Raw genomic sequence first — 13,361 nt, forward strand, 5'->3', positions numbered from 1 at the left:
CCGGCCGCCTCGCGGAGACCGGCTTCGTGAGACCCGCCGGGGATCTCCCGGCCCCGGCGATCCGGCTCCGCTCAGGCGGTTTTCGGACCATCGGTGCGGGACTTATGCCCCGCCGCCCCTGAACGGCACATGACGCGGCCGTTATCGCTTCGGCAACGTCCTTTACGGTTCCTTCAGCCTGATTTTTTAGATCTGTGACGAGTGCCCGCAGGCGGGCTGGATCGGGCGTCGCGTCAATGGATCTCGCAACCGGTGTCGGGCTGCTCGGCGGCGTCGGCGTGGTGTTCACGCTCATCATGATCGATGGCGGCAACTTCGCCGCCTATTTCGACAAGCACGCGGTGATCGTCATCTTCGGCGGCTCGGTGATGGCGACCATCATCCGCTTCCCGTTCTCGGTGATCGCCCACGGCGTGCCGATGGGCCTGCGCTACGCCTTCACCATGCGGGCGGTGAAGCCGCACGACCTGATCGAGGAGATCACCCGGATCGCCGAGGTGGTGCGCAAAAGCGGGCCCATCGCGCTGGAGAGCATGGAAATCTCCGATCCCTTCCTGGCGCAGGGCGCGCGCTACATCGCCGACGGCTACGACCGCGACTTCATCCGCGACACGATGGAGCGCGACCGCGACAACTTCCTGATGCATCTCGACGAGGGCTCGAAGATCTACCGGGCCTTCGGCGACTGCGCCCCGGCCTGGGGCATGATCGGCACCATCCTCGGCATGGTGACGATGTTCGCCAACATGTCCGACCCGTCGAAGCTCGGCCCCGCCATGGCGACCGCGCTGCTGGCCACCCTCTACGGCGCGCTGATCGCCAATCTCGTGGCGCTGCCGATCGCCGACAAGCTGCACGTGAAGGTCGAGGAGGAGGACGTCTCGCGATCCCTCATCATCGACGGCATCCTGCTGATCCGCGACCAGAAGAGCGCCTCGCTCGTGCGCGAGATGCTGATCGCCTACCTGCCGGCCAACCATCGCGCCGACCTCGTCGCCGAAGCGGCTTGATGGAGAGTTGCCCCGCTTGCGCGGGGCGTCCGGCGGACCACCGCCGCCGCGCAGTTGCGCGGGCAGACCTCGATGGTGGGGACCATCGCGGTCCGGTTTGAGGAGATGCGGACGTGGCCAAGAAGAAGCGCGGCGGTGCGCATGGCGGTCACGGCTGGTTCGTGACCTTCGCCGACCTGATGGCGCTCCTGATGAGCTTCTTCGTCATGATCGCCGCCTACTCGACCCAGGACCAGAAGAAGCTTCAGGTCGTGGCGGGCTCGATGCGCGACGCCTTCGGCACCAGCAAGGAATCGAAGTTCGCCGGCATCATCGAGCAGGAGGGCCTGCCGACGGCGGACAAGCTGAAGCACCTGCGCGACGTGCCGCCCGAGCGCGCCTCCGACCGCACCACGCCGCCGCAGCTCGACAGCGGCCTCGACGACGGCATTCCCGATCGCGGCTATCCGGAAGCCTTTGGGCAGGCCGCCGCCTCGCTGCGGCAGGCGATGCAGGACATGCCGGAGGTGGCCGAGCTGTCGAAGAACATCATCATCTCGCCGACCCGCCGGGGGCTCGACGTGGCGATCGTCGATCAGGACGGGCGCTCGATGTTCCCCGAAGGATCGAGCCGGCCCTACGACCGCACCCGGCGGCTTCTGGAGAAGCTCGTGCCGACGCTGGCGCGGCTGCCCAACCGCATCGTCGTGACCGGCTTCACGGCGACGCCCCGGCCGGGCCAGCGCGACACCGCCCCGCCCTGGGAGCTCTCGGCCAACCGGGCGCTCAGCGTGCGCGACATCCTGGCCTCCGCCGGGCTCCCCGACGACCGCTTCGCCTCGGTGAGCGGCAAGGCCGACACCGAGCCGATGTTCCCCGACAACCCCTATCTCGCGGCCAACCGCCGGGTGACCGTGACGCTGCTCTCCGAGCCCCCGCCGACACCGAACGGCAAGGTGCTGCCGTAACGAGCGCGCGCTGTCAGACCAGCGTGATCTCGGAGATCGCCACACCGAGGATGCGCGCATCGCCGCTCTCACCGGTGTCGTCCTTGATTCCAGGCATCCGGACGGTGACGAGCGAGAAGCCGAGCCACGGAACGGTCCGTGAGGTCGGTCCCAACGGGATTTCGACCTCGACCGAGTCGTTCGATGTCAGGCTCGCGGCGACGGGTTCGTGACAATCCAGGCTGAAGTAGGCTGTTCGCGGCGATGCGGAGGCGGCGCGTGCCTTGATCACGATGGCCCGCGCCGTCGCATCGGTGATGCGTAGCGCGAAGGCCGCTTGGCGCAACGTCCAGACGTGGTGCGCCTCCACCTCATGGAAGCCGGGCCAGCCCGCCAGGGCGCGGGCCAGCGCGGACGAGGGGGAAATCGGATAGGTTCGTCCTCGAGCCAGGGTGACGACCGGGGGAAGGCCGGGGCCGTCCTGAAGCGATGCGTTGCCGGATGCCGAATCCTCCTCGCTTCTGCAGCGGTTGCGGATGCGCGACCATCGATCGAAGAAGTCCATGAACTGCCGCTGACAGGCCGCCAAGGCCCGGTCGAGCGAGGGGGTGGGGTTGCGAAGTCGGATGTCCTCCACGTCGCGGATGCGTTGTGCCAACGCCATCAACTCGATCGCTCCGTATTGCTCCTGCCTGCGCAGGTTCCGGCTGCCGCCGCCCAGGCGCTTGTGAGAGTTGTTCGGGTGACGACGCCACGCCACGTAGGGCTGGGCCAGATGGTGATGGGTGCCGAGAAGCGTCGCCCGGAGCGGCGTCAGCAGGTCGAAGCCGTACGGGCACAGCTCCGGATCGAGGGGGGCGAACGCCTCGATGACCGAGCGGTGGAAGGCCGAGGTGGCGCCGATCCAGGGCGCTCCCCACATCTGCGGGACCGCGTCGGGATCGGCCAGGATGCCGTCGTCGTGCGCGACGTCGAAGAGGCCGAGCGGAGCGCCGCTCTCGGAGATCATGACGGCGTTGCTGGTCACCAAGCGGCAGTCAGGATCCGCCGCGAACCGTGAAAGAATTGCCTCGATCCGCCCCGGCAAGGCGAGGTCGTCGCTGTCGGCCTGAATCAGGATCGATCCCCGCGCATGCCGGACAATGTCGGGCAACACGCCATGGCCGCGGGCCGCATCGTGTCTCAGGATCGTCGCGGCGATCTCGGGATGGCGTGCGAGCACTTCCGTCACCACCGCGAGTCCGCGATCCGTGGAGCCGTCGTCGATCAGCAGGAGTTCGAGATCCGGCCGCCACTGGGAAAACAGGCTTTCGAGTTGGGAGCCGATCCATCGGGCGTGATTGTGGAGGGGAATGAACACGGTCGCGCGCACCTCTCCCTCGTCGATAACGGCGGCCGCCGGTGGGGTATCGGGCACGGTCGAGGCCGGGGCGGGATCGGGGGCACTCCAGCGTGCGATCGCGGAAGCGATCTCGACTTCGTCGTAGAAGGTGCGCACGCAGGGGTGCGCGTAGAGATTTTCGAGGAAGGCACGCGGCAGGCGAAAGCGCTCCCGCAAGCGCGCGTATAGGGTGCCCGTCGGCTTGGTGGCGGTGACGTTCTCGGCCGGGACCGTGAAAGTCTCCCCCGGGAACAGGCGTCCGAGGCCGTCCTCGATCGCGGCCGGCGCGTCCTCATGGCGAAACAGCAGCAGGGCGACGTTGTCGCCCTCGTAGAGTGTGAAGCCCCGTTCTCGATCGAACGGCGGTTGGCTCAAATCGAGTCCGAAGCCGGATCCGAGTTCGTCCTGAAGCCAGTGCAGGGGAGCGTGGATCATCATCTCCGCCATGGCGCGCACCGCATCGGCCTCGGGATCGCGCCGCTGCCAGAGGTCGGCGAGCGCGCGCGCGAGGTCGTCGACGGCCTCCGCGTCGGTCCGGCCGACGAGTTCGGGGAAGAAGACTTCGAGATTCTGGACGGCGACGGAGAGCGAGCGGGCGACCGGATCCCGGACCCCGCTCAGGATGACGATCCGCTCACCGCTCCGTCGGGCCGCTTCGAGGCGGGGACGAAGCGCGTCGTTGTCGAAGCCGCGGCGAAGGCCCTGCGTGTCCGTGGCTGCCGCGGCGAGGAAGCGGTCGACCGTCGTCAGGGTCGACGGTTGCAGGCCGTGGGTCCGGAAGACTTCTCCGGGATATCGCTCGCTCAGCATTGCGTGGAGCGACGTGGTGAAGACCTTGGCGTATGTGAGGATGAGGATCATCGAGTCTCCGGCCACCCATACCGAGCGCGGTCACCAAGTTCGTTGCGTGGCTCGTCCGAGTTCCAAGGATGTCGCGTGCCGCCCGGAGAGCCGACCCCGATCGATCGCGTTGGATTCGGCTGGAACGGGTGCCGGCTCGTCGTGCCGGCCCGCGTTGGTCGACCATCCGAGAATGGCCGGTACGCCCGACCACGGCTCACGGACGAAGCGCTCCTTATCATGCTCTCAGACCAAGCGGCACGGAACCGGACCGATGGTCCTGTTCCGTGCATCCGGCGGACGCAAGCCGCCCCGCCGTCGCGGGGGCCATCGGCGAAGCGTCAGGATCATCGCCGATCGGTATCGAGCGACCGATAGCTCTGCACGGAGGATTGTCATCCGGGCGGCGGTGCAGGGGCAGGGACGCCGCTCGGTATGATGATCGCCTTTGCCTTCGGCCGAACCGACCGGGTAGAAGGTTAGCCAACGACTTACTGTCAGGCTGCGAAACGACGTCCGCCGCGGTCGGTTACAGAATGCGTGAGTCGCCCTCGGACTCTGCGCGAATCATTTTCGAGGATCGCCGTGTCGAAGATCGGAAAGCTGCTGTTCGTCGGGGGTGGACGGAACGCCCATAACCTCATCGGCATCATGGAAGGGGCCGGGATCGAGATCGGGGACATCCTCGACGACCGTCCAAGCGGCCCGATCCTTGGTCGGCCGGTCCGCACCATCGACAGCCAGGATGGTCGGTCGGCCGACGCCTTTCTGACGATCGCCGATCCGGTTGCCGCGCGCGCGGTCCGCCAGCGACCGGCCTTGAGCGGATGCCGCTGGCCGAGTGTCATCTATCCGAACTGCGTCGGCTCCTCCTATGCCGAGATCGGCGAGGGCAGTTATGTCGGACCGTTCACGATCCTGACGAACACGCGCCTCGGCCGGCACGTTCATCTCTTCGCCCACAACAGCGTCGGGGCCCGCTCCGAAATCGGCGATTTCACCGTCATCATGCCGGGCGCGACGGTGGCGAGCGACGCCCGGATCGGCGCAGGTTGCCTGATCGGTACGGGGGCCCGGATCCTGGCCGGCGTCATCGTCGGCGACGATTGCCGGGTCGGCGCCAACGTGGTCGTCCGGCGCGACATGCCAGACGGCTCGATCGCCTTGTCCGAGCCCGCCGTGATCAGTCCTCGGCGGAGGGCCAGCGAACGGTGATGACCAATCGGAACGCGATGCCGGGGCCCGGTTACTTCGCCACCAGAAGCGCCCAGTACACCTTGTATTTCGAGCCCGGCGCGTAGGCCGTGGCGATGCCCATGCGGGTCGCATCACCCTTGAGCATCACCGCCCGGTGCGGAGGGCTGTCGCGCCAGCCGGAAAATGCCTCGGCCAGGGTGTGGTAGCCGGCCGAGAGGTTGGCGTCGGCGCCCTCGAACCCCAGCCGCGTCACGGCGCTGCGGACGGTGCGGCTGCTGCTCGGGCGGTCGGCGGCGGCCATGGCGGCAGCCTCGGCCTCGGCGAGGCGCTGCAGGTCGGGATCGAGCCGCAGCGGGGCCTCGCCGTTGTTGCCGCGATAGGCCGAGATCATGTCCCGCGCCGCACCCGCATCGAGGGCGGTCGAGGCGGTGGTCAGCGGCAGGTACAGGCTCCCGAAGCCGGCTTCAGGCGTCGTTCTGCCCGCGCAGCCCTGAAGCAGGACGGCGAGGGCGAGAGCCGCGGCGGCGGCGACGTGAGGCAGGCGTGCGGGCACGAATCCATTTCCCATGGGCGATGGACTCAGGTGGGAACGGCCGGGCTTATGCTCAAGAGGCTCGCCGTCACGAGGTCTGGCCGAGCTTGCGCCGCCCCGCCTCCCACTGGCCCTCGCCGCGCCGCGCATCGTCCCGGGCGCCGGAGGCCGGCTCGGACAGGGCGACGGTCTGCGATGCGCCGACCGCGTGGGCGATCTGGCCGAGCGCGTCGCGCACCGGCTCCAGCCCCTGCACGGTGATGAAGCTGGAGGCCGGACCCATGGCCGGGATGAACGCGGCGTCCGAGAGCGCCTTGAACACGGAAAAGTTCAGATCGCTCTGGACCTTCTGAGTGAGGTTCACGTCGACCACCATCGCGATCAGCTCGAACTCGAGGAACGGATCGCCGATCTTCTTGAACACCACCCGCGGCGGCGGCTGCTTGAGCACGTCGGCGTGGGCGCTGGCGCACTCGACCATCATCTCGGCGGCCCGCACCGGGTCCTGATTGCGCAGGACGTTGACCGCGATGATGACCCGGCCGGTGCGGTCGCCGCGCACCCGGTTCTTGACGATGCCGGAGATCAGGTTCGAGTTCGGGACGATCACGGCCGAGCGGTCGAAGGTCTGGATCTCGGTCGAGCGCACCGAGATACGCTTCACGATGCCCTCGGAATCGCCGATCAGCACCTGGTCGCCGACGCGGATCGGGCGCTCCCACAGGAGCAGCAGGCCCGAGACGAAGTTGTTGACGATCGATTGCAGGCCGAAACCGATACCGACCGAGAGCGCGCCCGCCACGATCGTCAGCTTTTCGAGGCTGAGACCCAGATAGGAGAAGGCGAGCGCCAGGGTGAGCAGGAAGCCGACATAGCCGGCCACCGTCGAGATCGAGTTGCGCAGGCCCGCATCGAGGTCGGTCGCGGGCAGGTAAGTGTTTTCCAGCCAGCGCTGGATGCCGCGGGTGACGAAGACGCCCACGCCCAGGATGGTGATGCCCAGCGCGATGGCCGAGAGCGAGATCGTCACGTCGCCGATCTTGAAGCCGAAGAAGGCCGTCCGGATCGAGGAGAACACGTCGGTCGAATCCAGCCCCCAGGGAGCCAGGATCAGCAGCGCGACGATGGCGATCAGCAGCACCCGCGCCGCGCCGGTGGCGAGCACGGCGATCTGGTTGAGCGAGCGCTTGCGCAGGCCCGTATTGGCCTGAAGCGTCGTGGCGAAGCGGGTCTCCTCGCACAGCGTGCCGCCGATCAGCGTGTCGGCGCTCGCCATCAGGAGCCAGAGCAGGACGATCAGCCCCGCCGCCCAGATCAGCTGATCGACGAGAAACGCCGAGAGCGCGACGTAGCCGACGAGCGGCGCCACCGCGATCACCGCCGCCGCCACCCAGCCGAGAAGGCGCAACGGACCGCCGATATTGCTCGACGTGTCGGTGGCGACGTAGGGGCCGAAGCATTCCTCTTCCTTCTCCGCCGTGTCGGCGAAGCGGTGGAGGCCGATGGCCAGCAGCGCCGCGGCGGCGACCGCGCCGAGGCCCCGGGTGGCGATCGAGATCGGCAGCGCCGCGTAGATCGCCGAATTCAGCGCCTCCAGCGACTTCGACACCGTGATGACCACGGCGATGGAGACGGCGAGCGCCGAGATGCGCCATGCGGCGGCATCCGAGACCGGGGCCGGGCGCCATGCGGGCTTGCCCACGGCGAGCAGCGCGTCGGCGGTGGCCTGGACGAAGGCGACGAAGGCAAAGCCGCCGACGATGGCGCTGGCCACCGGCAGGAAGCGGGCGGGCAGGAGTTCGGTGGCGTCGAGGGCGTAGTAGATCGCGTAGCTGCCGGCCACCGCCGGCAGCGTGCCGAGCAGGAGCACGCGCCACGCCGCGAGCAGCTTGCGGCGGCGCGAGGGATCCGTGACCGTGGTGTCGCGCCGCCCGAGCTTGGGGGCGATGTTGCGGCGGCCGAAATAGAGCGCGAAGGACAGGCCGAAGGCGAGCCCGAGCACCAACAGGTTCCAGAGCGTGCCGTTGCGCCGGAACAGGGTGACGGTGTCGTCGAAGCCGGAGCTCAGCGAGTTGACGTCGCGGGGGATGTCGGCGGCCACCCGCATCCACAGATCCGGGCTCAGGAGCGAGGACGAGCGCTCGAACAGGCCGCGGGTGAAGGCGGCGCGGCGGCGGTTGGAGATCTGATCGACGATCTGGTCGCTCTGGACGAGGAGCGACTTGGCGAGCCTCTGCGTGCCGTCGACATCGTTGACCGCCGCCTCGCGCTCGGCCCGCTCGCGGGCCACGTCCTCGCCCTCTTCGCCCTCCTTGGGCTTGGGGCCGATCTGCTCGAGACGCTCGCGGGCGGCGTCGAGCCGGGGGGCCAGCGCGTCGATGATGGTGCGCAGCCGGTCGGCGACGCCGTCGAGCCCGTCGCGGGCGCGGGTGAGGTCGCCCGAGCCGACATTCGGGCCGGTGATCGCCTTCTCGCGGGTCTCGAGATCCTTCTTGATGTCCTCCAGCCGGTCGCGCACCGTCTGCAGCGCTTCCGATACGGGCGTCTTCGGCGGGGCCGGCTTCGCGGCGGGGGCCGGTGCGGGTGCCTGGGCCTGCGCCGGCGCGCCTTGGGCAGGGGCACCTTGGGCAGGGGCACCTTGGGCAGGCGCACCTTGGGCGTTCGCTCCTGGGGCGGGCGTGCCCTGGGGAGCGGGGGCCGCCTTCGGCTGCGGCGCGGAACCTTGGGCCGGCTGATGGGCCGGCGGCGCCGTCGGCTGTCCCTGGGCCGTCACCGCGTTCGGAAGCAGGACGCTGACGCCGAGGACGGCGATCAGCGGGGCGCTGCGGGCAAGGCGGCGGAGGCCGGGGAGCAATCGGGGCATCGTCATCCTGTGCCGGAGGATTCGGGGACTTGCGGGGTTCGCGGGGGCATCCCGCGCGGCATGGCCCGACAGCTAGGGCCCGGTTCCGAGCCTGCCGAGGGGGCGAGCCCGCGCAGCGAAGGGGGCATTCCCGGAACGCAACGGATCTGCCGGGAAGCCCGGCCCCTCCTGCGCCCGCAATGGGGCAAAACCGTGCGGACGCTTCAATTCGGATGATGTCGCGTGCGGGGCGGGGATAATCGCCGGCCGCGACGACAAGGCGTGAGGCCTCGCCTTCACAAGGCTGTCACGCTGATATTAGACTAAGCCACGATGGACTTGGCCATATCCTCACGCAGCGAGGAGGCGGCGCTGATCGTCCGCCCCGCCACGCTTGGGACCGAGCCGGCACGTTCCGCCGGACGGGAGAAGCGTCGCCGTCAGGATACCCCCTATCAGGATGCCGTGCGCCCGGTTCCGACCCCGTCGGGATCCGGGCTTCCGCCATGGCGGGTGCGGCATGGGCCTTCCGGTTTTCCTTCGGCCGAGGCCGCGGCGCCACCGGGCGCCGCCGCGAGCAGCGAGTGGCGTCGATGATCGATCTACAGACCCTGGTCCTCAACGCGGATTACCGGCCGCTCTCCTACAATCCGCTGTCGTTGTGGTCATGGAAGGACGCCTTCACGGCCCTGTTCCTCGACCGGGTGACGCTGGTGGCCAATTACGACGTCGAGGCACACAGCCCGAGCCGGTCCCTCAAGGTGCCGAGCGTGGTGGCCCTCAAGAGCTACGTGGCCTTGGCCCGCAGCCCCGCCTTCACCCGCTACAACATCTACCTGCGCGACACGTTCAGCTGCCAGTATTGCGGCCTGCGCCTGCCCTCCGGCGGCCTGACCTTCGACCACGTGGTGCCGCGCTCCCGCGGCGGCCTCTCGACCTGGGAGAACGTCGTCGCCGCCTGCTCCCCGTGCAACCTGCGCAAGGCCAACCGCACCCCGGCTGAGGCCGAGATGCCGCTCCTCAACGAGCCGCACCGCCCGACCCGCTACGAGCTGCACCACCGCCAGCCGGAATTCGACCACCGGCAATATCACCACACCTGGCTCGACTACCTGTACTGGGACAGCGAACTGGAGAACTGATTCTTTTTTTTCCAGACCCGCCCCTCCCGCCCAAACCCCTCATCCTGAGGTGCGGAGCGCAGCGGATCCTCGAAGGAGGGCTCCGGAAGTCGCTCAGCGATCCCTGGATCCCGCCTTCGAGGCTGCTTCGCAGCACTTTGGGATGAGGTGGTTCGATAGGATAAGGTGGTTCGATCGGGGAATTGTCCCGGGCGCTCAGCGCAACGGCTGCGGCGGCTCGTTGTAGATCGGCTGGTTGGTCGCGCGCGGCTGGTAGCCCTGTACGGTGTAGCTGACGACCGGCGGCGCCCGGAGCACGGGGGCGGGCGGCGGCAGGCGAAAGCGCGGGCGTGGATCGCGATAGGGCACCTCCGGCGGCAGCGGTTGGGCCACCGCGGCTTGGGCGAACAGGCCGGCGATGGCTGCGAGGATCGGGAGCGGATGCCGCATGGGATTGCCTTGAGGCTCGCTTCGACGCGTCAGAACTTCACCGCGGCGCCGCCGCGGACGGTGTTGATCTCGGCGCTGTGGCCCTTGAAGTCGTTGAACAGCACGTACTGATACTCGCCGCGCAGCAGGATGTTCGAGGTGAGCGCGAATTCCAGGCCTGCGCCGAGCGCGACGCCTCCGACCGTCACCCTCTTGGTACTTCCGTACACCGTGCCCGGCGCCACAACGCCGGTACCCGGATTTTTCTCGTCGAAGGAGGCGTAGCCGAAATGGTTGACCACAGCCGGATTGGCCGATCCCAGATTCGAGATGTAGGTGGCCCTGTCGTAGCCGTAATTCTGGATCGACACCGTATCGCTCACCGTGGCGCGGCCGACCGCGACGCCGCCGGTGACGTAAGGCAGCAGCGGTCCGAAGGCGTAACCGAGCCGGCCGCGGATCGAGCCGTAATCCTTGATCTCGGTTCGGGCCTCGCCCGCGAGCGCGACCCCCGTCAGGTAGCCGTCGCTGGTGTTGCTGATGCGGCCGATCGAGTCGAAGCTCGACGCTGATTTCCCGAAATAGGTGTAGTCGGCTTCGATGCCGAAGACGACATCGTCGAACTGGACGTTGTAGCCCACGAGGGCGCCGAAGGTGGTTGCGTTCACGTGCTTCGACTGTGTGGCGAGAAAGGACGAGGCCTGCATCTCGTTCTCGGCCGCGGTGTGGCGCAGGGCGTTGGCGACGATCGGCTGGAACGAGTTGCCGAAGCCCAGGCCCGCCGACGAATACCCGCCATGCCCGCCGACATAGAACCCGCTCCAATCGATCACCGGGGCGGGGGCGTAGTCGTCCTCGGCGCCGCGCAGATAGCCGTAATCGAGGTCGGCGGCGGCGGCAGCGGAGGCCGACGCAAGAACAGCCAGAAGGCCCAGGGTCGCGATACGCATCGTCATCGTCCTCAAGCCACCGGAGCCGAACGCTGCGCTGGACTGACCCTGCCGTGTTACTTCGGTAACCTTAATTTTCTGTTCCGGAAGGCTTGAGGATCGCGTCCCGGACGGCCGTGGATGAGGGGCGGCAGCGTCTTCCTTCGATCGCGTCGTCGCGCCGCCTTCCTCCTCGCCCTGCGCGCCGGGCAAGGAGGAAGGCGGTTGCGCAGGAAAAGATCGGCCCGATCCGCCGTGTGGCCGAACCGTCGCTACGCCGCCTGCCGCGCCCCCTCCCCGGCCATCGGCGCCGGGTCGCGACCGGTCGCGGCGCGGTAGGCGGCGGCGAGTTCGGCGGCGCCGCGCAGCCCGCCCGGCTCGTCGCGGTAGCTGCCGGTCCCCGACACCGGCGCGCCCTGCCAGCGGCGCTCGATCGCCGCGCGCTCGGGGCTTGCCAGGAAGCGATCGAGGAAGGCGTCCACCGCCATCAGCAAGCGGCAGGAGGACGGGTGGTCGGCCACCGCCGCGGCGTAGAACCACGGCGCCGGGGCGATGTTGCCGGGCAGGATCTCGATGCGCCCGCGCCATGGGCTGTCCGGGCTGGTGCAGGCCCAGTGCATGATCGGGGCATCGACCGCGAAGGCATCGACGATGCCGTCGGCCAGCGCGTCGTGGATGCGGCCCTGGTCGGTCATCGGCACGAGGCTGCCCAAAGTCGCGACCTTGCGGCCCTTGGCAGAAAGATTGTCGCCCCAGCGGATGCCGGCGTTCGTCAGGGTGGCGTAGGCGCTCGGATCGTTGATGACGCCGAGCGTGCGGCCCTCCAGATCGGCGAGGCCCCGGATGCGGGTGTCGCCCGCGCGCCGCGCCAGCACGTAGTGCAGGTAGGTGTAGGCGCGCGAGTAGGCGACGCCCGAGAACGCCTCGCTCGGCGGCAGCGCCGACCAGACGATGTCGGCAGGCGCCTGATTCGGGCCCGCACCCGCTTCCAAGAGTTCGGTGCAGAGGTCCCAGGGGCATTCGACGAATTCGGCCTCGACCCCGAGATGGCGGGCGAAGGCCTGGACGTACTCGACGTCGAGGCCGACCAGCGGCCCGCCCTGCCGCTGGCGGAACGACAGGCCCTTGAACGACGGCTCGATCGCGACCCGCAGCCGCCCGCGGGCGCGCACCGCGTCGAGCCGGTCGAAGCCGGGCGCGTGGTGGGCGAGGCCGTGGCGGGTCACGTCCGGGGCGGGGCCGCCGCGGGCGGCCTCCAGGCCCTCCAGCGAGAGGTCCAGCGCCCGGCGCGCCTTGGTCTCGGCGCGCTCGATCGAACTCTGCATCGCGCCGAGCGCCTCGCCGATCGAGGCGTTGCTGGCGCTGATCGCGGCGAGTTCGCCTCCGACGCCGCCGAGCAGCGCCTCGATCCGGTCCGCGGTGGCGCGCACGGCCTGGCCGAGATCGTCGAGCGCCCGGTCGGTGGAGGTGCGCAGCGCCTGTAGCTCGGCGCGCACGTCGGAGAAGTCGATGGCCACCGCCACTTGGCGGGCGCTCTCGCGGGTCTGGTCGGCCAGTTCCCGCACTTCCGCCGCAACCACGGCGAAGCCGCGCCCGTGCTCGCCCGCGCGGGCGGCCTCGATGGTGGCGTTGAGCGAGAGCATGCGGATCGTCGCGCCGATGCGGTCGATGGCGGTGGCGACGCGGGCGGCCTCGTTCGCCTTGGCGTCGATGCGCGCGCCGATGCGGCCGATCTCTGCGGTGACCGTGTTCATCGCCTCGGCCACCGCGCCGGTCAGCTCGCCGCGCAGGCGCTCGGCGGTGACGGTCGCGGTGTCGCGCCCGACGCTGCCGCGGGTGGCGGCGAGCGAGGCATCGACCCCCAGGGTCTGGCGGCGGATCTCGCGGGTGAAGTCCCCGGCCTGCCCGCTCGCGCGGAGCGCGTGGCGCAGGAGGGTGCCGACGCCCTCGAACGCCGCGCCTGCACCCGCTCCGGTGTCCTCGCTCTGCATCCGGCCGACCTCGCCGGGGCGACCCTTGCCCCGGCCGCCGATGAAACGCAGCCAGCGTTAATTTTCAGATAACGACAGTCTTTCGATCCAAAGAAGATGCCAATTTGCGCATCTGCGGAAGAGAAATGCAGTCGAACGAGGCAATTCGCCCGAAAGAGCGGCC

10 protein-coding genes are annotated in these 13,361 nt (G+C 69.1%); 4 read left to right on the plus strand and 6 right to left on the minus strand.

Translation table 11 applies throughout. The features are described 5' to 3' along the window. The first annotated feature begins 236 nt into the window (after window positions 1-236). Together BM140_RS12465 and BM140_RS12470 are read left to right on the plus strand one after the other, a co-directional pair. Window positions 237-1,010: a motility protein A gene (locus tag BM140_RS12465; protein WP_091946346.1), complete on the plus strand. Its 774-nt coding sequence runs from the start codon at window positions 237-239 to the stop codon at window positions 1,008-1,010. A gap of 113 nt (window positions 1,011-1,123) precedes the next feature. Then, complete coding sequence (locus BM140_RS12470) at window positions 1,124-1,957, plus strand: OmpA/MotB family protein (RefSeq protein ID WP_091946350.1); 834 nt, start codon at window positions 1,124-1,126, stop codon at window positions 1,955-1,957. A gap of 13 nt (window positions 1,958-1,970) precedes the next feature. Here BM140_RS12470 and BM140_RS12475 read toward each other — a convergent pair whose 3' ends face one another. Continuing rightward, the gene (locus BM140_RS12475) at window positions 1,971-3,764 is read right to left on the minus strand and encodes a glycosyltransferase (protein WP_165616450.1); all 1,794 of its coding nucleotides are present in this window, start codon (window positions 3,762-3,764) and stop codon (window positions 1,971-1,973) included. Window positions 3,765-4,742: 978 nt separating this feature from the next. Between BM140_RS12475 and BM140_RS12480 the strand changes: the two genes are divergently transcribed. Beyond that, on the plus strand, window positions 4,743-5,372 hold the full coding sequence (locus BM140_RS12480) for a DapH/DapD/GlmU-related protein (protein WP_091946355.1): 630 nt from the start codon (window positions 4,743-4,745) through the stop codon (window positions 5,370-5,372). Between the two features lie 31 nt (window positions 5,373-5,403). Here the strand turns inward: BM140_RS12480 and BM140_RS12485 are convergent, their stop codons facing one another. Both BM140_RS12485 and BM140_RS12490 read right to left on the minus strand, forming a co-directional pair. Further along, the gene (locus BM140_RS12485) at window positions 5,404-5,907 is read right to left on the minus strand and encodes a CAP domain-containing protein (protein ID WP_425287059.1); all 504 of its coding nucleotides are present in this window, start codon (window positions 5,905-5,907) and stop codon (window positions 5,404-5,406) included. Window positions 5,908-5,974: 67 nt separating this feature from the next. Further along, window positions 5,975-8,755, minus strand: coding sequence for a DUF3772 domain-containing protein (locus tag BM140_RS12490; protein WP_091946362.1), 2,781 nt, complete (start codon window positions 8,753-8,755; stop codon window positions 5,975-5,977). Window positions 8,756-9,321: 566 nt separating this feature from the next. On the opposite strand from BM140_RS12490, the gene BM140_RS12495 reads away from it, so the two are divergent. After that, window positions 9,322-9,870 carry an HNH endonuclease gene (locus BM140_RS12495; protein WP_091946596.1) on the plus strand — a complete coding sequence of 183 codons (549 nt, stop codon included), beginning with the start codon at window positions 9,322-9,324 and terminating at the stop codon, window positions 9,868-9,870. A gap of 195 nt (window positions 9,871-10,065) precedes the next feature. Here BM140_RS12495 and BM140_RS12500 read toward each other — a convergent pair whose 3' ends face one another. From BM140_RS12500 to BM140_RS12510, 3 genes are all read right to left on the minus strand, one after another. Then, complete coding sequence (locus BM140_RS12500) at window positions 10,066-10,299, minus strand: hypothetical protein (RefSeq protein WP_091946364.1); 234 nt, start codon at window positions 10,297-10,299, stop codon at window positions 10,066-10,068. A gap of 29 nt (window positions 10,300-10,328) precedes the next feature. Then, window positions 10,329-11,228, minus strand: a complete 900-nt coding sequence (locus BM140_RS12505; protein ID WP_091946598.1) for an outer membrane protein — start codon at window positions 11,226-11,228, stop codon at window positions 10,329-10,331. 251 nt (window positions 11,229-11,479) lie between these two features. After that, window positions 11,480-13,198 carry a methyl-accepting chemotaxis protein gene (locus tag BM140_RS12510; RefSeq protein WP_091946367.1) on the minus strand — a complete coding sequence of 573 codons (1,719 nt, stop codon included), beginning with the start codon at window positions 13,196-13,198 and terminating at the stop codon, window positions 11,480-11,482. Window positions 13,199-13,361 lie beyond the last annotated feature (163 nt).

It is taken from the genome of Methylorubrum salsuginis, from assembly GCF_900114375.1.
Classification (GTDB): domain Bacteria; phylum Pseudomonadota; class Alphaproteobacteria; order Rhizobiales; family Beijerinckiaceae; genus Methylobacterium; species Methylobacterium salsuginis.